Raw genomic sequence first — 26,659 nt, 5'->3', positions numbered from 1 at the left:
ATGATGAATAATTATTTCTGACTGTAAATAGTTATTTGTCATAACCCATTATTCACCTAGTTTGTTATTACACAATTGCAAACCATTCTTTTAAGGTATTTATATTGTCTCTACAAAGCCTACTTAGCCAAATAAAACTAATAAACAGTACAGATAATATTACTGCCTTTAAAACAATAGTGTCTAATAGCTACGAGTGGCTTGATAGTGAACTAGGTACTGGAGAAGTAACCGGACTGGTTTTAGGAAGAGCCACATTAGTTGACGCATTACTCAGGCACATTTGGCAGTTAATGGGTTTGCATAATGAGCAACATTTAGCTTTGGTGGCGGTAGGTGGATACGGTAGAGGGCAACTACAGCCCTATTCAGATATTGATTTATTGCTGCTCAGTAAAAAATCATTATCAGCACAACAACAAGAGCGTATCAGCCAATTTATCACGCTACTGTGGGATATAGGATTAGATGTTGGCCAATCTGTTCGTACCATTAAAGAAACCTTTCAACTGGCGAAACAAGACGTTTCTATAGCGACAAATCTAGTGGAAGCTCGATTATTAAATGGCTGCCAAACAACTTTTGAAAACTTACAAGAGAAACTTAACGGCCGAGGGTATTGGACCAGTAAAGATTTTTTTGTGGCTAAAGATCAAGAACAAAAGGCTCGTCATGCAAAATTTAAAGACACCTCATATAATCTAGAGCCTAATGTTAAAGAAAGTCCTGGTTGCTTGCGGGATATCCAATCTATTGGTTGGGTAGCGAAAAAACATTTTAACGCCACAGACGGCAAAGATCTGCTTGAACACGGGTATTTTAACCAACAAGAATTTGATGAGTTAATCGAGTGTCGTGAAATTCTTTGGCGAATGAGATTTGCGCTACATATAGTGGCTGGGCGTAGCGAAAATAGATTACTATTTGACTATCAAGCTGATGTAGCGACACGGCTAGGATATGGCGACGACGGAAAACAATCCGTTGAAAAAATGATGAAAATCTTTTTTAGAACCGTTCGGCGTATCAGTGAGCTCAATAAGATGTTAATGCAACGTTTTAGCCAAGACGTTTTGAGTTTAAAAGTTAAACAACAAATCAAAATTAATGCTGATTTTGATTTGCTTGATGGTTATATTGCACCTAGTCACGCAAATGTATTTGCCACGCCTGAAGCCATTTTACGGTTTCTTTTGTTACTTGCTGACACCCCTGATATTCAAGACTTACACTCAAGTTGTCTCCGTCAATTACGTAACGCAAGAAGAGCATTTCGTGACCAGTATTATGTCGAACGTAAGGAATGCCGGGAATTATTTATACTGTTGCTTAAACATCCCAACTTTTTCTCCCTTGGGTGGGACATTATGCATAAACATGGGGTATTACAGGCCTATATTCCCCAATGGGATCACATAGTGGGCATGATGCAGTTTGATTTATTTCATGCCTACACTGTCGACGAGCACACTCATAGACTGGTAAAAAACATCTACCAATATGCGCAACCAGAAAACAAAGAATTTCCACGCTGTGGCAATATAGTAAAGAATCTTGATAAACCAGAACTGCTATATATTGCAGCTATTTATCACGATATTGGTAAAGGCCGAAATGGTGATCATTCAAAACTAGGTGCGGTCGATGTTAAAGAATTCTGCCAACGACACGGGCTCACCCCCCAAGAGACAGAACTCATTAGATGGTTAGTAGAAAGTCACTTGTTAATGTCTGTTATTGCCCAAAGACGGGATATCTATGATCCAACTGTGATTAACGAATTTGCGCAATCGGTACGTACTCACAATAATTTAAATCACTTGTACGTACTAACCTTAGCCGATATCAGGGCAACCAATGACAACCTATGGAATGATTGGAAAGCCACCTTATTAAGAGAGTTATATTTACTCACTCAAAAAGCCCTTGATAATGGTTTAGAGTGTAAAGTTGCCTTGCAAGATAGAATCAGCGAACATCAATCCAAAGCAATGGCTGCCATGCTCGAAAACGGCATGAACGAATCTCAAATATCACAGTTTTGGCAACGCCTAAGCGACGATTATTTTACTCGTTTCAAACCAGCGCAAATTGCTTGGCACGCCAATGTGATTTTGGCAGCCCACCCTATGACTGACGACTTTTTGTTAGTCGGTACTAGCGCTAATACATCTAAATCCGGCGCAGAACTTATTGTTTACGGTAAAGATAAAGCCATGATGTTCGCTCAAATTGCGTCAGTTTTAGACAGCCGAAACTGCTCCATTCACGATGCACAAATTATGCGAACTCATGATGGCTACATGTTTGATAGTTTTATTATTTTTGAACATAATGGCGATAGGATCACTTCTGCTTCACGTTTAAATAGTTTGCGAGATGCAGTTGAAACTCAGTTAAATAAGCCGGGTCAAGAACACGTCAACAAACGCAAAATGTCTCGGCAGATGAAACAATTAGATGTACCAACCAAAGTCAGATTTTACCCCAGCCAAACTAATGTGACTTTGGTTGAACTTGAAGCTTTAGATGCACCAGGTTTACTCGCTAACATTAGCGAGCAATTTATAGCTCTTAACTTTAAATTACACCAAGCCAAAATATCCACTATTGGCGAGCGGGCCGAAGATTTATTCATTGTCAGTAATGAGTTTGACTTACCTTTGACTCAAGCCGAACAAGTGCAATTGAAAAAACGACTCAGTGAGGCTTTAGATTAACACCATTGGATGATAGCCCTTGAGCGATTTCAAGGGCTAAAATTATCAGCATGGAAACAGTATTCAGAAACCCATGTTGAAGTTGGAGTGGTGTACATACCGTCAATATCAATAGGGCTCTGACTTCAACAACTGTATCTATACAGCTGATTTAACCGAAGAAAGAGTAAACCAAACTATGGACGCACAATATCAGGACGCCAACCTATCCCTGACTCTTCCATTAGACGTTCATAGACACCTTCAACGTTTAACGGCAACCATTTTTCATAATTATCCAAATCACTAAACTCAGATAAATCTACTGTTTTTTGAATGAGTTCCAATGATTTACCATCCAAAACAGCGGCAGTTACTTGGCTGTACAAGCCTTGCAAATAACGGAGGTAACGTGCCACATCTTGCCTACTACCAATATTGGCATGTCCACCAACAAAAGTCGTAAAATCATAACCAAGCACATCTTCAGTGGAGTTGATCATACCTTGGATATCGTAACTCCAAAGTTTTTGCCATGGCATTCTGCCAACAACAATCCAGTCCACAACATAGAGTAGTTTTTGCTGCTCAAAAAACATACTAATGGATCCTCTACCATCGTTTGGTCCATGGTAAGCGAGACGAACCGTTTTAGAGCCAAGACGCAACAGCATTTCATTTTTGAAAGTAACATCTGGGGCAACAGTATTAGCCTTAGTATTATATATATCTTGTGCAGCCAGTTCATGAGCTACAAAGACGGTTTGAGGATCATCAAAAATCTCACCACCATAAATATGATCAGAATGATTGTGGCTGTAAATCACATATTTGATAGGGACATTAAAGCGTTCTTTTATTTGCCCCTTTAGCCACGTTGCAGCAGCTGTATTCATGGGATCTGTGACTAATGCACCCTGTTTAGTGATCATAAAAATTGAGCGATGACGATCATCAATAAATCGATAAAGGCCGTCATCTAAGGTTTCTATTTGATAACTAAAAGCTTGTAATGAGAAGGTTAAGAAACTTAAAACTAAAAAAATACGTTTCAAAATAGTAGGTTGCATGATGCATCACTGTATAATTCGCAAGTGATAATAAGAACCTTATACACGTAAAATAATTTCCGCTAATTTCCTTAAGTACAACTATTTAATACCAATTCCATTAAAGAAATGACCTCTCAGCGAGATTTAAAGAAGCTTAATCAAGGCGCGTGAATGTAGGAATAGTGGTGCTCTTTCAAATTCGCGCAACGCAGAGTAAGCTTCTTTAAACCTCGCCCTTCGGGAAAGTCCCAGCCGATTTTGTACTGCGTTCTCGCTACTTGAAAGGGGATTGCCATTCCTGCGCAGCGACGCCTTGCCCAAAATCGGCTGGAGCATTCTGAGTGAACACTTATTTAATGGGATTGGTATAACACTTTCTATTGCACTTTTAACTCGTAAAATCGAAGAAAGAAAAATTTTTACCTTAGGTGTGAAGGTAAAATAAACTCTTATTAATTGAGTGTTATGACGATCGAAGCACTCACTTTTGAGATGAAGTTATATGTCTAAGATGTAATTATAGCCTAGAAGATTCAATATTCTTTAGGTTAAACAAAGATGCCACATGAAGTGGCGAATTGCATTAGCAGTATGTTATTTTGAAAAAGAATCAACTCACTAAGCTTTTTTCTTATCCAATGCCACAACTTCCGCTTTTTCTTCAGTCAACAATACATCAGCGGTGGTGCCTTTTAACAACTTGGTGAGAGAGTCCTTATTTTTAGACAACATAATAGACAACTCTTCTAATACTTTAGCTTCAATATTGAAGCCTTTGCCTTCAATGTATTCGCTGAGGTTATCCGCCACATCAAGCATTTTATCGTATTGATCGGCTTCTTTTTTATCTGCGCTCACAAACTTCTCCACCCCTTTGTGTTCAACAACATAACGTGTAATTACGGCCATAATTTGCTCTCTTTTGGTCTGTTTAGGTTATTAGACTAACACAACCACTGTATGGATAAACAGTTAAATTTAAAATCATTGTCAAGAAATACCAATTTATCTTAATTTCTTCGCTCTGTGTAGCGCAACGCTCTGTGGTCAAAAGCTTTTAATGCTGAAAAGATACTACACCACAGAGGCCACCGAGAGCACAGAGAAAAGCCAAGGTGAATTGCGGCTTTTCCGAAAAGATAACACCTAAAGATTAATTAGTTCGTCTCAACATTCTATTCACTCGTGTAGCACATCGTTTTGTGAGCTCTTTGTTAGACAATAAAAAACCAGCACATGGCTGGTTTTTTCATTTAATGCAATGATTTAAAAGTGCAGACTAATGCCCTTCACTCACCATATTGACCGTGTATTTAGGGATTTCTACCACTAAGTCTTCATCTTGGATAATGGCTTGGCAGCTTAGTCTAGACTCTGGCTCAAGGCCCCAGGCTTTGTCTAACATGTCTTCTTCTAACTCATCGCCTTCTTCTAACGAATCGAAGCCTTCACGGACAATGACGTGACAAGTGGTACAAGCACAGACTTTTTCACAGGCATGTTCAATACCAATGCCGTTCTTTAAGGCTAAATTTAATACTGAGATACCTTTTTCACCTTCTAAAACAGCGCCATCTGGGCATAACTCATCATGTGGTAAAAAGATTACTTGTGGCATAGTTAAATTCCTAATATTCGGTAAAGTGATTCAGTTTATATTCGGTCAACCGATTGGCCAGAAAAAGCACTTTGAATGGATTGATCCATACGTTTCTGGGCAAAGGTTTCGCTTAATTTATCTACTTGTTCAATAGCGGCTTTGATCGCTTCTTTGTCTGTGCCTTTGGCTAACTCATTAAGCGAATTAAGCCCTGCCTTGATGGTTTGAATTTCACTAGGGTTAAGCAGTGTTGCTCCATCTGCCTCTAAGGCTGCTTGAAGATTTTCTTGTACTCGAGCCGCTTCAACTTGTTGCTCCTTGAGCATACGAGCCTGCATATCTTCTTCGGCGTTATCCATTGATGCTTTGAGCATCTCAGCGATTTCGCTATCTTCTAGGCCGTATGAAGGTTTAACCTGAATTTGCGCTTTGACTCCCGTAGACTTTTCCATAGCACTAACGTTTAACAAACCGTCAGCATCCACTTGAAAAGTCACCCGGATATGGGCAGCGCCAGCAGCCATAGGTGGAATGCCATGTAAGGTAAATTTTGCTAAAGAGCGACAATCCTTAACAAGCTCTCGTTCACCTTGCACCACATGAACCATCATCGCTGTTTGACCATCTTTAAAAGTGGTAAATTCTTGTGCTTTGGCAACAGGAATAGTGGTATTACGGTGTATGACTTTTTCAGTCAAGCCCCCCATAGTTTCTATTCCCAAAGACAACGGCAAGACATCAAGTAATAACATGTCACTGTCGGGTTTATTACCCACTAAGATATCAGCTTGAATAGCAGCACCTACTGCGACCACTTTATCGGGGTCAATTGAAGTAAGAGGTGTACGTCCAAAAAAATCACCGACTTGTTGGCACACTAAAGGCACCCGGGTCGACCCACCTACCATGACCACTTCAATCACTTGTTCTTTTTCAAGTTCGGCGTCTTTTAACGCTCGTTTGCACGCTCTGAGAGTATTTTTAATAAGAGGGGCCACCAGAGATTCAAATTTTTCAGTAGTGATAACCACTGAGTGTTGTTGGCTACTGTCATCTTCAAAATGCACCTTAAACTCAGATTCAAGGCTCAAGGTTTCTTTAGCTTCTTTGGCTTTATCTAACAGAGTACGATGTAAACGTTTTGATAATTCACCGTTTAATTCACAGTGTTCTCGTATAAAGGTAACCAGCAAAGCATCAAAGTCGTCTCCACCAAGGGCAGAGTCGCCTCCCGTTGACAACACTTCAAACACACCTTTACTTAAACGTAAAATAGATATGTCGAAGGTGCCACCACCTAAATCATAAACCGCGATAACGCCTTCCTGGCCTGAATCTAAGCCATAAGCAACGGCAGCGGCTGTAGGTTCATTCAATAAACGCAATACATTTAACCCCGCCAGCGCAGCGGCATCTTTAGTGCCTTGACGCTGTGCATCATCAAAATAAGCAGGAACAGTCACTACCGCACCTTGTAACTCATCACCTAAGGTTTGCTCGGCACGCTTTTTTAGTTCTGCTAATATTTTTGCTGAGACCTGAACCGGATTCACATTTCCCGAGGTAACCGTCATGACAGGGGATGCAGATGCCGTAAATTGGTAAGGTAAATGTGGGTAAGCCTTTTGGATATCTTGTACAGAGCGGCCTAAAAAACGTTTAACCGAAACAATAGTGTTAGCCGGGTCGATACTGGCTTGTTGCTTAGCGTCGTACCCTATTACTTCTGAATCAGCTAAATATCGCACCACTGAGGGTAATAAGTGTCGACCTTGTGAGTCAGCTAATGTGAGTGCCTCACCACTACGTACCGATGCCACTAAAGAGTTGGTAGTGCCTAAATCAATACCAACTGCTAATTTACGTTGGTGCGGAGCGGCGCTTTGACCGGGTTCAGATATTTGCAGTAATGCCATAATCTAATTCGTTTCTTTTTAATTACAATGAATAAGGTTAGAAGTCACTCAAGGAGTCTTCTTTTAGCTCAATTTCAGTTAACATTTTATATAAAAATTTGAGTTGGCGAATAATATCAGCGGCTTTATTTACAGCATTGGCTTGTTCACTTTCAAGAAATTCTTTTAACTGAGCTAAATCGTTTTTAATGGTTTGTTTAATTTCGTCTTCTAATGCGCTTAACGCAGCCAAAGGATCAGTCTGATCGGTTATTTCTGCCAACTCTTCTCGCCATTCCATTTGTTGCATCAAAAAACCGGTGTCTTTAATGGTTTGTTGTTCATGTTGCAAATCGATACCACGCAAACTCAATAAATATTCGGCTCTGGATAAAGGAGATTTGAGCACTGAGTAAGCGTCATTGACTTGGGCATTTTTTTGGATCGCCACTAACTTTTGTTGCTCGCTACCGCTAGCAAATTTGTCTGGGTGGGTTAAACGCTGAAGTTGTTGATAGGTTTGTGGCAACACAGACAAATCTACGTCGAATGACACAGGGATATTAAAGAGTTCGAAATAATTCATTTGATTTTAATAGGTTTGCTGTATTGTAATTGAGTTGCAGAGTGACAAAAATAGCATTAAACGTTGAAGCTCTCGCCACAACCACACTCACCATTGGCGTTAGGGTTGGTAAACTGAAAACCTTCATTTAAGCCTTCTTTGGCAAAATCTAGATGCGTGCCATCTAGGTACACCAAACTTTTACCATCAACAATAATTTTCACACCGTTATCTTCAAATAATTTATCGTCGGCATTCACATCATCAACAAACTCAAGTACATAAGCTAAACCAGAGCAGCCAGTGGTTTTAACACCAAGACGCAACCCTATACCCGATCCCCTATTTTCAAGAAAGGTCTTGGCACGTTGTGCTGCGGTGTCAGATACTGTAATGGCCACTGGTTGCTCCTACTTAACTTAATTTAACTTACTTTTGACGACTTTTATAATCTTCAACCGCTGCTTTAATGGCGTCTTCGGCCAAAATAGAGCAGTGAATTTTTACTGGTGGTAACGCTAACTCTTCAGCGATGTCCATATTGCTGATAGCCGTAGCTTCATCAATTGACTTACCTTTTACCCATTCTGTTACTAATGAACTAGAGGCGATGGCTGAACCACAACCGTAAGTTTTAAACTTTGCATCTTCAATAATGCCATTTGCATCTATTTTGAGTTGCAATTTCATTACGTCACCACAAGCCGGCGCGCCAACCATACCCGTTGCAATTGAAGGATCGTTTTTGTCAAATCCACCTACGTTACGTGGATTTTCGTAGTGGTCGATTACTTTTTCGCTATAAGCCATGATCTTTTACCTTTTGGTTATGTGCTGCCGCCATTTTTTGAGACAACACATTAATATTAATTTGACTCTTTATGAGTTCTACAACTCAGTGATGAGCCCACTCTACCGTGCTTAAATCTATGCCTTCTTTATACATATCCCATAGTGGAGACATGTCTCGTAACTTTTCTATGGCGTTACGTATGACGCCAATAACATAATCAATTTCAGCTTCTGTGGTAAAACGTCCCATAGTGAAACGGATTGAACTGTGTGCTAACTCATCGTTTAAGCCTAATGCGCGAAGTACATAAGAAGGCTCAAGACTGGCTGAGGTACAAGCCGAACCTGAAGATACCGCCATATCTTTCAGAGCCATAATCAAAGACTCACCTTCGACATAAGCAAAACTGACATTTAAGTTACCTGCAATACGACTGTCCATATCGCCATTTAAATATACAGCTTCCATATCTTTGATGCCGTTCCATAATTTGTTACGCAACATCATCAAACGTTCGTTCTCAGCAGCCATTTCTTCTTTAGCAATACGGAAAGCTTCGCCCATACCCACTATTTGATGAGTTGCCATAGTACCTGAACGCATACCACGCTCATGACCGCCTCCGTGCATTTGTGCTTCTAAGCGAATACGTGGTTTACGACGTACATACAATGCACCTATACCCTTAGGGCCATAAGTTTTATGAGCAGAAAATGACATCAAATCAACTTTCATAGTTTGTAGGTCGATTGGTACCTTACCGGTGCTTTGTGCCGCATCTACGTGGAACAAAATTTTGCGTTCACGACATATCTCTCCAATAGCGGCAATATCTTGAATCACACCAATTTCATTATTAACGTGCATGACACTTATTAAAATTGTATCGGGGCGAATAGCAGCAACCAACTTGTCTAGATCGACTAAACCATTTGGCTCAGGATCAAGATAAGTCACTTCAAACCCTTCACGCTCTAACTGACGCATAGTATCTAATACCGCTTTATGCTCAGTTTTGATTGTTATAAGGTGCTTATTTTTTTTACCGTAAAAATTAGCTGCGCCTTTAATCGCTAGATTATTTGATTCAGTCGCACCTGAAGTAAATACAATCTCTCTAGGGTCTGCATTAACCAAATCTGCAATTTGATTACGAGCAATATCTACTGCTTCTTCCGCTACCCACCCAAATTTGTGAGAACGAGATGCGGGGTTACCGAATACGCCTTCAGTGGTTAAGCAGTCGGCCATTTTGGCTGCGACACGAGGGTCTACTGGTGTAGTTGAAGAATAATCCAGATAGATCGGAAGCTTTAATTCGCTCATTTGTTACTCCGCTAGAGCTGCAAACTGATAGTGATGTCGTTTGCCGCTATTTGATTATGATGTTTATGTTTGTCTTGTCTTTCAGCTACTTGCTTGACGTCATGTTGCTGCATCAGTTCGCCTAAGGTTATACCATCTAGAAATACACTGATTCTGTCGCTTAGTCCTTCCCACAAATTATGGGTTAGACAACGTTCTCCGCCTTGGCAACCGCCTTGGCCTTGACACTTAGTCGCATCAACAGATTCATTTACGGCTCGAATTACCTCACCGATTGATATTTCAGACGCATTACGCCCCAGTTTATAGCCCCCGCCAGGACCACGAACACTATCTACTAATTTCTCTCTACGTAAACGAGAAAACAATTGCTCAAGATAGGACAAAGAAATTTCTTGGCGTTCGGATATATCAGCTAAAGACACAGGGCCGCGTTGCGAATGTAACGACACATCTAACATAGCTGTCACTGCGTAACGACCTTTAGATGTCAATTTCATAGTAGTCAATCCAATACCTAACTTAAGTCGAATTTTCACATACCCGACCATTTTAGTCAAGTATTTAACCTAGTGTTTTAGTCGGGTATTATATCTGAGGGTCAAAGGCGTCACAGGCCTTTTTAATGTCACTTGCCAATTCGTTATCCGCAAAATCCTCTAAGTCTAATGTCGGGAGTGATTTACCACATACATCTCCCCCCATCTTATTAATGGCTTGGCACATTTCTTCTACTTTTGTATCTATCAGATGGACATGGTCCACCATCACACCTATCGCATGTGCAATAGGGTCAGGATTGTCTGTCGCTACCGCGTAGGCATCAAAGCCGTATTTTTTAGCGATTCTTTCACGGTCGCCATTAGTTGGAGCATCTGGTTTATCTTGTTGCACCACTACACGCCCTGGAATACCAATAACAGTGGCATTTTCAGGCACATCTCGTACCACCACCGAATTGGATCCCACCTTTGCACCTTTGTGCATAGTGATTGGCCCAAGTACTTTAGCGCCGGCTCCTACTACTACGTTATCTTCCAACGTAGGGTGCCGTTTGCCTGCATTCCACCTAGTACCACCAAGTGTCACGCCATGATACAAGGTCACATCGTTTCCAATTTCTGCTGTTTCACCTATTACCACTCCCATTCCATGGTCGATAAAAAAGCGGCGGCCTAAGGTTGCACCAGGGTGAATTTCAACGCCGGTTAACCAACGGGAAAAAGTTGAAATAGAACGCGCCAACCATTTCCAGTTGGCTTTCCACAATTTATGACTAAGGCGATGGATCCAGATAGCGTGTAAACCGGGATAATTGGTGAGTATTTCAAAGGTATTTCGTGCCGCAGGATCACGATGAAAAACACTTTGTATATCTTCTTTCATTCTACTGAACATTTCTTATCCCACACTCAAACTAAGATTATTTAGTTTACTGTTCCCGATTTTTAAAGGCTTTATCGACCGATGCTAAAATGCCACGTAATATATTCAACTCGGCGGTTTCAGGACGAGCGCGGTTGTAAAGGCGGCGTAATTTGGTCATTACCATACCCGGATGTTTGGCAATGATGAAATTCGTTTTAATAAGGGTTTGTTCCAAATGACTATAAAAACCTTCGAGATCTTCCGCCAGCGGGTATTCATTAACCTCTGGGTGTTCAGCGTATTCACCTCTCGATAGTGTTAAATAGGCCATACGCACTTCGTAACACAAGGTTTGCACCGCTGCAGCTAAATTTAAAGAACTGTAGTCAGGATTGGCGGGAATACACACATGAAAATGACATTGCTGCAATTCATCATTACTTAGACCATTATTTTCGCGACCAAATACCAAAGCCACTGGATACTTTGAGACTTCGCTTATTAATTTTTCACCACATCCCCGAGGCTCTAACATGGGCCAAGATAACGTGCGAGAACGGGCACTGGTGCCAATCACTAAACCACAATCAGCCACAGCTTCAGCTAGAGTATTCACCGTTTTAGCATTGGCCAAAACATCACCCGCCCCTGCTGCCAAAGCACTGGATTTTCCATCTGGCGCTGTAACAGGATCGACTAACACCAACTGACTCAAGCCCATAGTCTTCATTGCCCTTGCTGCAGAGCCAATGTTACCTGTGTGGGAAGTATTAACTAACACTATGCGAATATTCTCTAACATCATGAACCGTATCTTTATTTAGTTAGCCAATTTCAGGGCGCGGATAATAACATATACCCCTAACACCTCAAAATGTGAGTTTAAGAAAACTGAACTGAGTGGTGACTTTAAAATATAGGGGTATTAATAATATTCTGATTGCTTAATTTAGCTATTTTGGTAAACTGCGCGGCGATTTTTTGTTCAGTAGATAATGACATTTATTTACTGGGCTATATTTAATGTTCTTTTAAAATTGGTGGTTAACTATGCATCCTATGCTGAATATAGCGATCCGTGCTGCACGGACTGCGGGCAACATTATTGCTAAAGGGTTTGAGAATCAATCCGAATTGCAAATTGAAGCAAAAGGCGACAACGATTACGTTACGCGTGTCGATAAAGAAGCTGAACAAGCGATTATTCACAAAATTAAACAATCTTATCCAGAACACAGTTTTGTGGGTGAAGAAGGCGGCGTAGTTGAAGGTGACAACGATTTTAAATGGATAATCGATCCGCTAGATGGCACCACTAATTTTATTAAAGGCATCCCTCATTTTGCCGTATCTATTGCGCTAATGCACAAAGGTCGCTTAGATCAAGCTGTGGTATTTGATCCGATTCGCGGCGAACTATTCACTGCCAGTCGAGGTGTCGGTGCCCAGTTAAACGGTTTCCGTATTCGCGCCAGCAAAGCCAGAGAATTAAGCCAAACGATCCTTGCCACCTCTTTTCCTTTTAGAAACAAAAGTAGTTTGCCTCAGTATCTACAAGGCTTTAACAAGATATTTATGCATGCCGGTGACATACGTCGCAGTGGTTCAGCTGCATTAGACTTAGCTTACGTTGCAGCAGGCCGTTTTGATGGTTACTGGGAGAGTGGTCTTAAACCTTGGGATATCGCAGCAGGTGAATTATTAGTTCGCGAATCCGGTGGCTTAGTCACAGACTTTTCAGGTGGCAATGACCCCATGCAAAGAGGTGATATTGTTGCAGGCAGCCCTAAAGTCGTACAGATATTAGTTAAACATTTAAAGTAATAGGTATTACTAAAGAATAAGGCGAGCAGCAGCTCGCCTTTTTTATATCCAAAATAACAACACAGTATTCTGTCTTGTTATTATCGAATAATGGCAATTATGCCTCCAGCCAAAGAACTTGCATTAGGGCAAACTGACTTCAGTCCCAAAAGAGAATTGTACAGTATCAACCCTAAGGAAATATTATGTCTTCAGTTGTATCTAGAATACCCGCCGCATCAAGCGATGAGGCCCTTGCCCACTTTACACGCCTTTTACAATTTGAGACAGACTGTTGGGATGTGCACTTTGCAATCAGCAATGCTCGGCAAGATTTTGTATTAGTAGATGTGCGAAGTGAGATATTGTTTGCGCAAAGTCATGTCGAAAATGCCGTGAATATCCCCCACAAACGCCTCACTAGAGAAAACTTAATTAACTACCCAGATGACACATTATTTGTAGTCTATTGCGCGGGTCCACATTGTAACGGCACAGAAAAAGCGGCGATTAAATTGGCTGAATTGGGACGTCCAGTGAAAAAAATGATTGGTGGTATCACTGGCTGGATAGACGAAGGTTTAGCGTTAATCTCAACCACATAGTCATAGAGTGGTTACGCCTAGCAACAAGCACCCACACCCAAGCTTATTTTGAGAGTGGGTACTTACCTATCATTTAATTGCTTGTTTGCGCCACAATAAATAGACAACAGGCACAATAATCAATGACAGTACTAGCGCACTTGCCATGCCACCCACCATAGGAGCGGCAATGCGACTCATGACTTCAGAACCCGTACCTGAGCCATACAAAACCGGCAATAACCCTAACATTATTGTCGCAACAGTCATCATCACTGGTCTCACTCTCAGTCCAGCTCCTAACATGACAGCTTCAACCAAGTCTTTTTGAGTAGGCTGTGAATGGTTATTTTGGTGAGTGTGTTGTAATTCAGCATAAGATTGATTGAGATAAACCAACATGATCACACCTATTTCTGCCGCTACGCCAGCCAAGGCGATAAATCCCACACCAGCAGCAACAGACAAATTAAACCCTTCTAAATAGAGTAACCAAAACCCACCGATTAAGGCGAGAGGCAAGGTGCCGATAATTATGGCGACTTCAACAAAACTTCGAAAGTTGAGATAGAGCAAAATAACAATAATCGCTAGCGTTAGCGGTAAAACATAGGTCAACTTCTCTTTAGCTCGCTGCATATATTCATATTGTCCCGCCCACGTTAAGCTATAACCAACAGGTAAATCCAACTGACTGGCTAAAGTCTGCTGAGCATTTTGTACATAGGTACCCACATCAATGTCCTGAATATCAATATAGGTCCATCCATTAATTCGGGCGTTTTCACTTTTTATCCCCGGAGGGCCGTCTTCCACATACACTTTTGCCACATCCGCTAACGCAATACGTTGACCACTTGGCGTAACAATAGGTAACAAAGCCAATTGTTCGGGAGAATCTCGATAACTTTGAGGATAACGTAAATTAATGGGATAACGCTCTAGGCCTTCAACCGATTCAGCTACATTCATGCCTCCAATAGCGGTGGATACAACTTGTTGTACGTCAGCAATATTTAGTCCATATCGAGACGCCAGTTCTCTTTTGATATCGACTTTAATGTAGCGACCACCAGCCACTCTTTCAGAGTAAACCGATGCGGTACCAGGCACCTGCGAAAGAATGTGTTCAATATCTTGTCCGATACGCTGGATCATCGACAAGTCACTTCCCGCTACTTTTATCCCAACCGGCGTTTTGATACCTGTTGCAAGCATATCGATACGTGTTTTTATGGGCATAACCCATGCATTGGTCAAACCTGGAAGTTGTACCAATTTATCCAGCTCTGCGCGAAGTTTTTCTGTCGTCATGCCGTCGCGCCATTGCGCTTTAGGCTTAAGCTTAATAAAGGTTTCTATCATAGTCAGTGGCGCAGGATCGGTCGCCGTTTCAGCCCGACCGATTTTACCAAACACATGTTGAACTTCGGGAACAGTAGCGATCAATTTATCGGTTTGTTGTAAAGTCTCTCTAGCCTTACCAATTGATAAACCTGCATAAGTTGTTGGCATATACATTAAATCGCCCTCATCTAAAGGAGGAATAAATTCACTGCCAAGTTTGTTGATAGGGTAAAACCCCAACACCGCAATCAACAATGTCAGTAGCAATGTACTTTTTGGATAATGTAGAACTAATCTCAATACCGGTAGATAGCTTGCCACCAAAAGCCTGTTGAGTGGATTCTTCTTTTCACTGGTTATTTTACCACGGATAAAATACCCCATTAGCACTGGCACTAATGTAATAGCCAAGCCCGCAGATGCTGCCATGGCATAGGTTTTGGTGTAAGCAAGTGGTGCAAACATTCTACCTTCTTGTGCCTCTAGAATAAAAACCGGCAGAAAACTGACTGTGATAATTAATAAACAAAAAAACAACGCTGGCCCAACTTCTGAAGCGGACTTTGCAACAACTTGCCAACGATTTTCGTTGGTCAATGGTGTCTTCTCCATATGTTTATGCATATTTTCAATCATCACAATCGCGCCGTCTGTCATCGCACCTATGGCGATAGCTATGCCACCCAAGGACATAATATTGGCGTTAATCCCCTGCCAATACATGATGATAAATGATACTAAGATACCAATTGGCAAACTGATAATAGCCACAATAGATGAGCGTAAATGAAATAAAAACACGGTGCACACTAAGGCAACGATAAGCATTTCTTCAGCTAATTTTGACCATAGGTTATCCACCGCTCGTGAAATTAAATCTGAGCGGTCATAAACTGTGACAACTTCTACACCGTCAGGTAAACCATCTTTCAACGCCGCTAATTTTTGTTTCACAGCTTCAATAGTTTGTTGGGCATTTTCACCAAAACGCATGACCACAACGCCACCAGCGACTTCACCTTGCCCATTGAGTTCGGCGATACCGCGACGCATTTGTGGACCAAGACGTATATCCGCCACATCTCTTAATAATAAAGGTGTACCTTTACTATTTAGGCCCAAAGGAATCAGAGCTAAATCTTGAATAGACTGGATATAACCGGTCGCACTGACCATATATTCAGCCTCAGCCATTTCAATGACTGAGGCGCCAACTTCCTGATTACCTTGTTTAATGGCTAATTGAATTAAACTCAGGGGAATTCCATAGGCCCGTAACTTATCGGGGTCGACAATAATTTGGTATTGCTTGACCATTCCCCCAATCGAAGCGACTTCAGATACGCCAGCCACAGTTTGCAATTCAAACTTCAGAAACCAATCTTGAATTGCACGTAACTGACTCAGATCATGTTGGCCGGTTTTATCCACTAATGCATATAAATACACCCAACCTACTCCCGTTGCATCAGGTCCAAGTTGCGGCTTAGCGGCAGCAGGTAAGCGAGGAGCGACTTGGGATAAATACTCCAACACTCGACTGCGCGCCCAATACAAATCGGTTTTGTCATCAAATATGATGTACACAAAAGAGTCGCCAAAAAATGAAAAACCCCGCACTGTTTTTGCACCTGGCACCGACAACATGGCGGTAGTCAAAGGGTAAGTGACCTGATCTTCAATCACTTGTGGAGACTGCCCTGGATAACTAGTTTTAATGATAACTTGTACGTCCGACAAGTCAGGTAAAGCATCAACTGGCGTATTGCGTAATGTAAACAGCCCTATACCAATAACAATAAAAGTGGCCAGTAAAACAAAAAAACGGTTAACTATCGACCAATGGATAACCCGTTCAATCATGATTATGCTCCTGCTTCGACAATACATAATCGGTGATCACAAAGTCCCTATTTTGAATTTCAAAGGTGAAATGTAATTGTTCTCCTTGTGGCCATTCCTCTATATGCAAACTATCAGCAAAAACAAAATCCATCGTTGCCGGACCACGGTGCCATTTTTCGATTGCTCCGCGACTAATATTAGCCACCCGAGTGTGCATATTAATATGGTTGATTACCCCATCAACTGAAGCTGAGTCTGTTTGTTTATCTTGAATCTCATCTGCCATATTAAATGACATACGTTTTAAATCAGAGTTGATACTGCTCTCAGAGTCCAACAAAAACTGCGCCGAAGACACCACTTGGTCACCAACTTTTAGCCCCTCTAAAATTTGTGCGAATTCATCTGTCACTTGCCCCAAAGTGACTTCAACAGATTTGTATTGCCCTTTCCCTACCACTAACACCACTCTATTTTGCGTGCCAGTGCGAATAACCGCTTCTTTAGGTATTAACAATGTTTGTTCTTGTGAGTCTGTATGAATAACAACTTGTGCAAACATATTTGGCTTGAGCAACATATCAACATTGTTAAAACGTAGCCTGACTGAAAGCGTCCGAGTTTTTGCATCAAGTGTAGGATAGACATAATCAACCTGCCCTTGCCATGTTTTTCCCGGTACAAAACCAAGTGTCATAGAGACCAATTGCCCCAATTTAACTTGGGCAGCTTGACGTTCGAACACCTCTGCTGTTACCCACACATCATCTAATGATCCAATAGACATTAAGGTGGTGCCAGGCTTTACATAAAATCCTTCACGAATAGCCAAATTATCGATGACTCCAGATTGAGGAGCGTTAAACACAATAGTTTGTTGTACTTTTTGGCTGATTTTAAGTTGTACCATACTCTCAGCTGGCATTTGTAATGCTAATAAACGACTTTCTGCGGCTGTGGTTAACTCCTTGTTATTGCGCCTTTTCGCTAATAAATATTCTTCCTGTGCATTAACAAGTTCAGGTGAATATAAAGCATAGAGTGGCTCACCTTTATTAACCTGTTCACCGGCAGCTTTGATGTATAGTTTTTCAATCCAACCCTCAACTCTTGGATGCACATGCAACAGGTTGTTTTCATTGTATTGCACGTATCCCACTGTTTTTATGGGGACTTGCAGTACAGCTTGTTGCACCTCTGCGACTCTTACACCTAAATTATTCACAACATTTGCAGAAATTCTCACAACACCGGGGTCGTCAATATTGGTAGCGTCAGCAAAAACAGGGACTAACTCCATGCCCATAGGTGACTTTCCTGGCCGGTCTTGTCGATAGTCAGGATCCATAGGTGCCACCCAATAAAGAGGCTGGGAAACCTTTGCATCAGTTTCTGTCATTGACGTATCTGTGGATACAAATTGTGAATAACCAATAACACTTAATATGCCCCCGCAAACACCTCCTATTAAAATTGCATACAGTGTTTTCATCAATATTCTCCGGAGTTATTTGGGTCATTCAAAAAATACATAATTTGTATTCGAGTCTTTAATTTTTCGATTTGAATATGAATCAAGTCAATCTGCGCATTTAATTGTGTAATTCGAGCGCGCATCACCTCTGAAAAGTCCCCGTCGTCGCTGGTATAAGCTGATAACGATGCATCTGCATGCTCTTGAATTTGTGGCAAAATAGAGGTTAGGAAGCCATCTTCTCTTTGTCTATAAGCGACTTCTTGTTGATAAAGACTATGTATTTGGGTCAACATGCTTTGTTGCAATAAACGCTTTTCGGTCTCTATCGCTTGGGCTGTTAAACTCGATGCAGAAACGTCACTGTCTTGTTTAGCGTATCCAAAGATAGGCACATCCACAGTAATACCAATAGAAAAGAAATCAGCGCGACTTTGCCCTAGCGGATCATCCTCTCTGTAAGCGTAACTGGCATTGACCCCCCATTGAGGTTTGTATTTTTGTTTGGCCAGTTTTACAGCAGTATTTCCTGCCTTCACCGATTGTTCAATCGCCAGTAAAGTCGGGTGTTCAGTCAATAATTGCAACAGCCCTAAGTTATCACCGCGTTGCAAAAGTACCTCAACCTTATCAGTCAACTTCGGTGCTTTAGGCAGTGGAATATGCGTTGTAAAACGTTTTGACATTGCTTTATGAACAGTTGCAGGAAGCCATTCAGATAACCGGGTCAGCGCGAGATCTCTTTGGTTATTCACTATGGTTAACCTGTCATCTAACCTTGCTAATTCCAGTTGTGCACTTATTACATCTTGCTGACGAGTTTTTCCTTGAGCAGAGGAATAACTTGCTTTGACAATGTCGACTAATTGTTCAAATAACACTCTATCCCGTTTAATCAAACGAATGGTGTACTCTGCTTTAAGGGCGTCTAACCAAAACGTCGAAACGGTCACTTGTATCTTGGCTTTACGATCCTCTCGTTGATACGGGTGTTGGTCTGCCAGAAAACTCAGTTGTTGTTGTTTGATAGCTAAACTGTCCCCACGAGGAAACGTTTGCGCCAACCCCACTTTAAATTGCGACATAGGCTCTTGGTTAAACACAAACCCGTCTGTTGGTAGATTTAGCAGACCCATCGAAAGCATGGGGTCAGGTAAATGATTAGCACCTTGGCTTTGGGCTCTAAGTGCCTTTTCTTGAAGCTGATTGCCCGTTAACCAGGGATCATGTTGAATGGCAATTTTGACCAGATCTTGCATCGTTATCTCTGCAAATACGGCAAACGGGATGTTACTTAGCAGCACTAAAAGCAATGCTAATGTAGCTCGTGAATAATGAAACCTAAAAGTCTTTTGCATGGTAAATCCATGTTGCCCCACAGTGTAAAAAGCACAAAGACAGGGGAGTAATATCAAAAAATAGAATTGGCGAATACGCCAGCTACAATCAAAGAGTTACGATCGCCTTTTTAAAGACGGATCTATCTTGTGTTAGCCAATAATGGGAGGTTTACGTAGAGACGGCAGGAATGCGTCTTGTATTGAAAACAGGTAAAATACTGAAGGTTGTGACACTATATTGACTGCAGTGACAATCATAAAGTGGCTGAGGGTGACTGATGAACATGTGCCAGTAGGACAACTACAATCTTGGTCACAACAATCCATAGCCAATGCTTGTTGCGGCATCTGGTGTTGCATCTCATCTGTCGACATAGAAGCCATATGATTCGTATGCTGGCTACCCAGATCGTCAACCGACTCACAAGGTACAGATGCATATGCATATGACTGGCCGAGTAACAGCGCCACAATCAAAACCCATGTCAGAACCTTATTAACGATCAACTCAAACTACCTTTTGCACCAAGAAACTAAAGAATACCACAAAATAAAAACCTGTCTATTGTGAAGCTAATCTTGCGTGGTGCTTGTATTTGCTTCCTCTGGGTCACTTTCTGTAATGTACATATCTTGATAATATTCAGGCATAAAACAGCGTTGTTTTCCATCTCTTACATTATTACAAGCTAAAACCTTTGCCCCGTCGTTTTCTTGAAAGTCTGCTGTGAAATCATTGTCAGAAGCGGCGAATTCCTCCACAAGTTTTTTTACAACTTTGACATCATGTTTTAGCCCTTCATTGGTAAAAAAGAGCTCAGTGTTGTCTGTATGCATAGGCTCCCCCGATTTTTGATTTCTATCAGCTGCAGTAAGTATTGCAAGATCAGTAGCAAACCCTAAAACAGTACAACCATGCAGCGCCCCCAAAACAGTAATCAGCGCCAGCGTTTTTAAGCCGTTCATGTTTTTCTTACTCTTATTTTATTAACCTTATGACCGCAACCTATGTTGCGGTCATAACACTATGTTTAATACCCAATATTTACTGGCCAACTTGCTTATGAAAGCTATCAATATCTGTGACTTTGATAGCGCCTTTAGGTTCAACAAAAGCCTTATCTGCGAATTTAGTACCTCGCATTTGAATGAGCACGCGACCGAAGTCTTTACCACCTTGAATTCGCTGATAAAGATTTATCACATCATCTAATGTGACTTTTTCTATCGCTGCAATCAGTCTTTCTTCGCTATCAAAATTCCATTGCTGGTCACGCCAATCACCTGTAAATTCTGCCATTTCTTCAGACAAGTTTTTGGGTGGTTGCGTCAAGGTGATTAACACACTGTTTTTAGTGGTTGCAAATTCTTCTTCGGTAATCGCTGAAAGCTGCTGAATAAAAGCGCTACGAAATAATGCAATACGTTCATCTACTTCTGCCAGCCCTTTTGCAGGTGATTGAATATAATAGGCGACTAACATTTGTTGTCTAAAAGTTTGTCCAAAAAAACCTACCGCATAAGCCAGTTGCTCTTCTGTTCTGATTTGTTTAAACAATGCAGGGCGAATGATTTGTGACAAGACCCTTGCGGCACCCAAATCCGCATCATTTCGCGGTGCTAAATAAGCATCAATTAATCCAATATCGGTCATTTCTACGTTTTCTTGCCAGTTATAGATTGTCCCCGGTGCGACTTCTAATAAAGGAGTTTGATAAACATCCGCTACTTCGCGGTCGTCAGGCAGTTTTTTCAACACTAAATTAGACAAGTCGATCACTTGTTGATCAGAATAATTCCCATAAGCAAAAACCCGCAAGTTTGCCTGTTTTAACAATTGGTCTCTAAAGAGACTAATATCAGACGATAAAATGCCATCCACTTCAGCTAGTAAAGCATCATCACTAAATGCATCTAAATTCGACACTTGGCTAAATTTAGGAAATAACTGATTGAGTAATATTTGTCGTTTACTGCTTTCAATGTCTGATTTAAAACTCGCTTTTAAATTAGCTAATTCACTCTCGCTAATGTCAAAATCTAATATTTGTTTGAGAGCGCTAGTCAACAACCTACCTTGTTTATCAGTAAATCCACTTGCTGTAAGTGACAAGCCGTTTGATAAACTGGCATTTAAGCCCATACCTGCGGCGCCTGCTTCTGATTGCAGTTCAGTTAAATTTTGGCCTAAGCCACGGTTTAACAAATCAGCTAACACATGATTTTTTGCAGAGGATTTAGTCAATCCACTATTTAAATCAAGTGTCACCCTACCCTTAGGTTGTTTAAATAAAGCTGAATGTCCTAAGTGCACAGTGTGACCTTTTTCTGCCACTAGCTGTTTAGGTTTATCGGTATAGGTTGCCGTCACTAAATCAAAGCTCTCGGGCATCAGGCTGTTGGCTCTGGGTAAACTTAAATCAAATTGTTCAGACAGTTGTTGCCACTTAAGCTCTAATTCAGAATTAATTTGATGCACACTGTATTTGCCAGCAAAATATTCCATCGCTAGTTCACCCTGCTGTGCTTTATCTATGTAAAAAACACGCGCCTTGTCTAAGGTCAATTGGTCAAGTACAGCTTGGATCACCTCAGGGTTAAAACGTTGGTATTCGTAGGCGCTGCTTAATACGTATTCGGCGGGAATGTGTTGCAGATCGGCGGCAATTTTCATCGCATAATTATAATCGTTGGTTTTTTCTTTAAAACGAAAACTATTGCTCAATGACTGTTTTATTTCTTTGAAGTATCTAGGATTAACCCCTTCTTGGCGTAACAAGTCTAAATATTTCAATACTGCGCCCATCACCTTGTCGCGATTTTGCACCCCTGTCTCGGTCAAATCGATGTAGAGAGTGAAACTACCTGCATTACCATATTCATCAGCATCATAGTTTGAATATACCGCTTCGCTCAAACCAGCATCCCGTAAAGCTGAGGCTAAGGTGCCAGGCATTTCGTTAGCGAGTAAATAATTGACATATCCATTGGGTTTCACCGCAAATTGATGAGCGTTATTTTCAATTACAAAATTGATACGTAACTGCTTCATGTCAGTTTGCGGAATATAATGCACCACTTTTTTCAAATGTTCGGGCTTAGCTACCGCCACTGACATCTGGGGTCTAGGTGTATCTTTGTTGGGAATTTTACCAAAGTGTTCTTGGGCCAGTTTTTTCATTTCAGAAATTGGTAAATTACTGACCATGGCACCTTTCATGAGATTGGCAGAATAATACCTGTTGTACATAGACTCTAAAGCAGTTTGCAACTTGTTGTTTTCTTTATCGACTAAGGAGTCTAAATTGCCCCAGTTAAATTGCGAGATAGGATGGGCTGGATTCAAGGTCGAGCCGTCGAGTTGTTGCAAAATAACCCAATCATTTGGACTTTTCATGGTCCATTCAGAGTGCACCGCGTTACGCTCTTTATCCGCATAAGTTTCATCTAAAATGGCTTCATAGAAAAACCCACTAAAGCGAGATAATGCTTGGTCGTAAGCATCGTTATTCACTGCCACCATGTAGTTAGTATGATCCAGCTGCGTATAGGCATTTTGACTGCCACCATTGCGGCTAATAAACTCACTATAGTCCCCAACAGTGGGATAACTCTTGGTACCCAAAAATAACATATGTTCAAGATAATGGGCCAAACCTCCAAATTCTTTAGGCTCTTGCAAAGACCCTACTGCCACACTTAAGGCAGCCGCTGATTTTTCGATACTGGGGTCTGATACCAGCATAACCTCAAGTTGGTTATCTAATACTATTGCGACATATTCGCGATTATCGATTGGACTTTTTACTATTTCACTTTGTGGTTCGGGCTCGGTAGACATAACCACAGGCTTGTTTTGGTCGGTTGAACCACAAGCGTTTAGGAATAAACTAGCGCTGATACACAGTACCAGTGATAAGTTACGTCCAGTCAAAGAAGTCATAATATTTCCTGATATTTTTAGTGAATGATCTGCAGCCGCAAAATATACCTTATAAGCCGCCAAGGGTGGGTATAAAAGACTGTTAGAAAGTGTGTTTAATAGGGAAGAGAATGATTAAACCACAGAGAATACTGAGTGACCTCTGTGGTTTAATAAATTTATTAGCGACCTATACCATAGGCTCTTGGTCAGCACCTTCTTTTTCAATCTCTGTGGGCATCAAATCTTCCTTACTGATACCTAGCGTTAAGGCGACTAAGCTTGCAACATAAATGGAAGAATAGGTGCCAATTATGACCCCGAACAACAAGGCAGTTGCAAAACCATGGATAGTTGCACCGCCCACAAAGAACAGGGCAAGCAATACTAAAATAGTAGTCAAAGACGTGATTATGGTGCGATTCAAAGTTTGTGTCAGAGAAATATTGATAATTTCTTCTGAGTCCCCTTTACGTACTTTGCGAAAGTTTTCACGAATACGGTCACATACTACTATTGTATCGTTGAGTGAATAACCAATCACCGCCAAAACCGCAGCCAATACAGTTAAATCAAACTCTAAACCTAATACTGAGAAGAGTCCCAAAGTGATAATGACATCATGAGTTAGAGCTGCTACCGAACCTAATGCAAAACGCCATTCGAAACGCAATGCCACATAAATAAGAATACAAATTAAAGCCACCAGCATCGCCAAGCCACCTTGTTCAGTGAGCTCGTCACCAACACTAGAGCTGACAAAAGAACTGCCACGCATTTCTGCGCTACTATCGGCTTCCTGTAACACCTTAATAGCCGCATCGCCTAACTCAGAAGGTTTAACCCCTTCACGGGACGCCAAGCGTATTAATACATCTTGACTGCTACCAAAGTTTTGAACTACCGCATCCTTAAAATCCGACATTTCCAGCTGTTTACGTATCTGTTCTAAATCTGCAGTCTGTGCATAACCCACTTCAATTTGAGTACCACCAGTAAAATCGAGTCCCCAATTCAGTTGATTAATAGCTAAAGACGTTAGTGAACCGATGAGTAAAAACAACGACAAAATTGCCGCTGGTTTTCTCAGCGCCATAAAAGCAACGGTTTCTTTCATATTTAATAATTGCATGTTGGTGCTCCTAGATTGACAACTTGGTCAGACGTTTACCGCCCCACCATGCATTAACGATGACACGAGTCACTATGATAGCCGTGAACATTGAGGTGATAATTCCTATCATCAAAGTAATAGAGAAACCTTTTATCGGGCCAGTGCCTACAGCAAACAAAATCAAACCAACCAGAAAGGTGGTAATGTTAGCATCTAAAATAGTTGAAAATGCGCTGTCATAGCCGTGATGAATAGCTTGTTGTGGACTGCGTCCTTCTTGAACTTCTTCACGTATTCGCTCAAATATCAACACATTGGCATCCACTGCCATACCAACGGTTAAGACTATTCCAGCCATACCAGGTAAAGTGAGCGTGGCGCCAGGAATCATCGACATAATACCAATAATCATCACTAAGTTGAGGGTTAGTGCCACATTGGCGACCAAACCAAACTTTTTGTAATAAATCAGCATAAAGATAAGTACGGCTATAAAACCATAAATAATCGCTTTGGTGCCTAGGTCGATATTTTCTTGTCCTAGGCTTGGCCCAACTGTGCGTTCTTCAATTATTTGAATAGGTGCAATCAAGGCCCCTGCTCTTAATAACAAGGCCAAATCATAGGCTTCTTGTGGTGAGTCTAATCCAGTCGTTTCAAACTGATTACCAAATACCCCATTAATAGTGGCAACACTGATAACACGTCTTTCTTCTTCAAAGATAAGTTTGTCATCTTTGTCTCGTTCACCCGTCGCCTTAAATTCAATAAAGACCACCGCCATAGGTTTACCCACTGCTCGCTTAGTAAAGTTGAGCATCTTCGCCCCACCTTTAGAGTCAAGAGAGATTGAAACCTTTGGCATACCATATTGGTCAACACCACTGTTAGCATCTATTATGGAACTACCTGCCACTATCACTTTCTTTTTGAGCAGCTGTGGGCCGCCTTTTTCGTAAGGTAACAATTCTGAGCCCGGAGGCACACGACCATTTATGGCATCACGCACATCATGATCTAAATCCACTTCTCGGTATTCCAAAGTGGCAGTGGCATTCAAAATTTCTTTGGCTTTGGCCGTGTCTTGAATACCTGGTAGTTGCACTACTATCCGATCTGGACCTTGTTTTTGAACTGTAGGTTCTGCTACACCTAATTGATTCACCCGGTTACGAATAATAGTAATATTTTGTTTTACGGCGTAATCACGAGTCTCCGCTAGTTTTTGCTCCGACATGCTGGCAAAAATAACGAGATCACTTCTTTCAACAAACACTAAGTCGCGATTACGATTTTTTAAAAAGAATTCTGCTGAATCTAAGGTTTCTTGGTCACGGAAATAAATTTCTACTCCGTCTTCCAATTGTTTTACCGTACGATAACGAATGCCTTCTTCCCTCAATGCAGTACGAAAATCGCTTACCATATCTTCTAAATTTTTAGACAGAGCCGATTTCATATCCACTTCCATCAGAAAGTGCACACCACCACGTAAATCAAGACCAAGCTTCATTGGTGTGCCACCTAATCCTTCTAACCAAGCAGGTGTATCAGGGGCTAAGTTCATGGCCACAAAATAATCGTCGCCTAAGGATTTTTCGATTTTTTCACGGGCAATTAATTGACTATCAGAATCATTTAAACGTACCAGAATTTGATCATTCTCTATGACGATACTTTTGCTAGTAATATTCGCAGAGGCCAATTCAGCAGTGACTTTTTCGACAACTGCAGTATTGATTTCAGCATTTTTACCCGCAGATATTTGCACGGCATGATCTTCGCCATACAAATTTGGCGAGGCATATAAAGCACATAGGCCAATCACAAAGATCACCAATAGGTACTTCCATAGCGGAGTTTGATTTAACACAACAATTTCCTTCCAATCTTTCAATAAAAAGGGGCTGTTACGCCCCTATCGCTATCTAT

Annotated in this window: 22 protein-coding genes; 3 read left to right on the top strand and 19 right to left on the bottom strand. The window is 41.2% G+C overall.

What is annotated here, in order from left to right; translation table 11 throughout:
- Window positions 1–104: 104 nt before the first annotated feature.
- Window positions 105–2,720, top strand: coding sequence for a [protein-PII] uridylyltransferase (gene glnD / locus AAC000_RS09810; RefSeq protein WP_339722247.1), 2,616 nt, complete (start codon window positions 105–107; stop codon window positions 2,718–2,720).
- A 176-nt stretch (window positions 2,721–2,896) separates the two neighbouring features.
- On the opposite strand, the gene AAC000_RS09805 is transcribed toward glnD, so the two are convergent.
- The 11 genes from AAC000_RS09805 to trmJ form a co-directional block, all read right to left on the bottom strand.
- Entirely contained in the window at window positions 2,897–3,769 is an 873-nt protein-coding gene (locus AAC000_RS09805; protein ID WP_339722246.1) for an MBL fold metallo-hydrolase, read from the bottom strand.
- 600 nt (window positions 3,770–4,369) lie between these two features.
- Window positions 4,370–4,660: a YebG family protein gene (locus AAC000_RS09800; RefSeq protein WP_339722244.1), complete on the bottom strand. Its 291-nt coding sequence runs from the start codon at window positions 4,658–4,660 to the stop codon at window positions 4,370–4,372.
- A 370-nt stretch (window positions 4,661–5,030) separates the two neighbouring features.
- Entirely contained in the window at window positions 5,031–5,369 is a 339-nt protein-coding gene (fdx, locus tag AAC000_RS09795; protein ID WP_339722243.1) for an ISC system 2Fe-2S type ferredoxin, read from the bottom strand.
- 35 nt (window positions 5,370–5,404) lie between these two features.
- On the bottom strand, window positions 5,405–7,267 hold the full coding sequence (gene hscA, locus AAC000_RS09790) for a Fe-S protein assembly chaperone HscA (protein ID WP_339722241.1): 1,863 nt from the start codon (window positions 7,265–7,267) through the stop codon (window positions 5,405–5,407).
- A 37-nt stretch (window positions 7,268–7,304) separates the two neighbouring features.
- Window positions 7,305–7,832 carry a co-chaperone HscB gene (gene hscB, locus AAC000_RS09785; RefSeq protein WP_339722240.1) on the bottom strand — a complete coding sequence of 176 codons (528 nt, stop codon included), beginning with the start codon at window positions 7,830–7,832 and terminating at the stop codon, window positions 7,305–7,307.
- Window positions 7,833–7,888: 56 nt separating this feature from the next.
- Window positions 7,889–8,212, bottom strand: a complete 324-nt coding sequence (gene iscA, locus AAC000_RS09780) for an iron-sulfur cluster assembly protein IscA (protein WP_339722238.1) — start codon at window positions 8,210–8,212, stop codon at window positions 7,889–7,891.
- Between the two features lie 28 nt (window positions 8,213–8,240).
- Window positions 8,241–8,621 (bottom strand): Fe-S cluster assembly scaffold IscU, encoded by a 381-nt coding sequence (iscU, locus tag AAC000_RS09775; protein WP_339722236.1) that lies wholly within the window; start codon window positions 8,619–8,621, stop codon window positions 8,241–8,243.
- Between the two features lie 85 nt (window positions 8,622–8,706).
- Window positions 8,707–9,930 (bottom strand): IscS subfamily cysteine desulfurase, encoded by a 1,224-nt coding sequence (locus tag AAC000_RS09770; protein WP_339722235.1) that lies wholly within the window; start codon window positions 9,928–9,930, stop codon window positions 8,707–8,709.
- 11 nt (window positions 9,931–9,941) lie between these two features.
- On the bottom strand, window positions 9,942–10,430 hold the full coding sequence (iscR, locus tag AAC000_RS09765) for a Fe-S cluster assembly transcriptional regulator IscR (protein ID WP_339722234.1): 489 nt from the start codon (window positions 10,428–10,430) through the stop codon (window positions 9,942–9,944).
- 88 nt (window positions 10,431–10,518) lie between these two features.
- The gene (gene cysE, locus AAC000_RS09760; protein ID WP_339722232.1) at window positions 10,519–11,328 is read right to left on the bottom strand and encodes a serine O-acetyltransferase; all 810 of its coding nucleotides are present in this window, start codon (window positions 11,326–11,328) and stop codon (window positions 10,519–10,521) included.
- Window positions 11,329–11,362: 34 nt separating this feature from the next.
- Complete coding sequence (gene trmJ, locus AAC000_RS09755; RefSeq protein ID WP_339722323.1) at window positions 11,363–12,100, bottom strand: tRNA (cytosine(32)/uridine(32)-2'-O)-methyltransferase TrmJ; 738 nt, start codon at window positions 12,098–12,100, stop codon at window positions 11,363–11,365.
- Window positions 12,101–12,348: 248 nt separating this feature from the next.
- Between trmJ and suhB the strand changes: the two genes are divergently transcribed.
- Window positions 12,349–13,122 carry an inositol-1-monophosphatase gene (gene suhB, locus AAC000_RS09750; RefSeq protein WP_339722230.1) on the top strand — a complete coding sequence of 258 codons (774 nt, stop codon included), beginning with the start codon at window positions 12,349–12,351 and terminating at the stop codon, window positions 13,120–13,122.
- A 185-nt stretch (window positions 13,123–13,307) separates the two neighbouring features.
- Complete coding sequence (locus AAC000_RS09745) at window positions 13,308–13,706, top strand: rhodanese-like domain-containing protein (protein WP_339722229.1); 399 nt, start codon at window positions 13,308–13,310, stop codon at window positions 13,704–13,706.
- Window positions 13,707–13,775: 69 nt separating this feature from the next.
- On the opposite strand, the gene AAC000_RS09740 is transcribed toward AAC000_RS09745, so the two are convergent.
- The 8 genes from AAC000_RS09740 to secD all read right to left on the bottom strand — a co-directional run bounded on the left by AAC000_RS09740 (window position 13,776) and on the right by secD (window position 26,600).
- Complete coding sequence (locus AAC000_RS09740; RefSeq protein ID WP_339722227.1) at window positions 13,776–16,895, bottom strand: efflux RND transporter permease subunit; 3,120 nt, start codon at window positions 16,893–16,895, stop codon at window positions 13,776–13,778.
- Window positions 16,888–18,369 (bottom strand): efflux RND transporter periplasmic adaptor subunit, encoded by a 1,482-nt coding sequence (locus AAC000_RS09735; protein ID WP_339722225.1) that lies wholly within the window; start codon window positions 18,367–18,369, stop codon window positions 16,888–16,890. The genes AAC000_RS09740 and AAC000_RS09735 overlap by 8 nt, the downstream gene beginning before the upstream one ends.
- Window positions 18,369–19,709, bottom strand: a complete 1,341-nt coding sequence (locus AAC000_RS09730; protein WP_339722223.1) for a TolC family protein — start codon at window positions 19,707–19,709, stop codon at window positions 18,369–18,371. The genes AAC000_RS09735 and AAC000_RS09730 overlap by 1 nt, the downstream gene beginning before the upstream one ends.
- A gap of 132 nt (window positions 19,710–19,841) precedes the next feature.
- Window positions 19,842–20,198 (bottom strand): hypothetical protein, encoded by a 357-nt coding sequence (locus AAC000_RS09725; protein ID WP_339722221.1) that lies wholly within the window; start codon window positions 20,196–20,198, stop codon window positions 19,842–19,844.
- Window positions 20,199–20,264: 66 nt separating this feature from the next.
- Complete coding sequence (locus AAC000_RS09720) at window positions 20,265–20,657, bottom strand: hypothetical protein (protein WP_339722219.1); 393 nt, start codon at window positions 20,655–20,657, stop codon at window positions 20,265–20,267.
- Between the two features lie 79 nt (window positions 20,658–20,736).
- Window positions 20,737–23,634, bottom strand: coding sequence for an insulinase family protein (locus AAC000_RS09715; protein ID WP_339722218.1), 2,898 nt, complete (start codon window positions 23,632–23,634; stop codon window positions 20,737–20,739).
- Window positions 23,635–23,803: 169 nt separating this feature from the next.
- Entirely contained in the window at window positions 23,804–24,745 is a 942-nt protein-coding gene (secF, locus tag AAC000_RS09710; RefSeq protein ID WP_339722216.1) for a protein translocase subunit SecF, read from the bottom strand.
- A 10-nt stretch (window positions 24,746–24,755) separates the two neighbouring features.
- Window positions 24,756–26,600, bottom strand: a complete 1,845-nt coding sequence (gene secD, locus AAC000_RS09705) for a protein translocase subunit SecD (RefSeq protein ID WP_339722214.1) — start codon at window positions 26,598–26,600, stop codon at window positions 24,756–24,758.
- Window positions 26,601–26,659: the final 59 nt, after the last annotated feature.

Origin of the sequence: uncultured Paraglaciecola sp. (genome assembly GCF_963977085.1) — a bacterium.
Classification (GTDB): Bacteria; Pseudomonadota; Gammaproteobacteria; order Enterobacterales; family Alteromonadaceae; genus Paraglaciecola.
The sequence above is the reverse complement of the archived record's forward strand: the minus strand, read 5'-3'. Positions and strand labels throughout refer to the sequence as shown.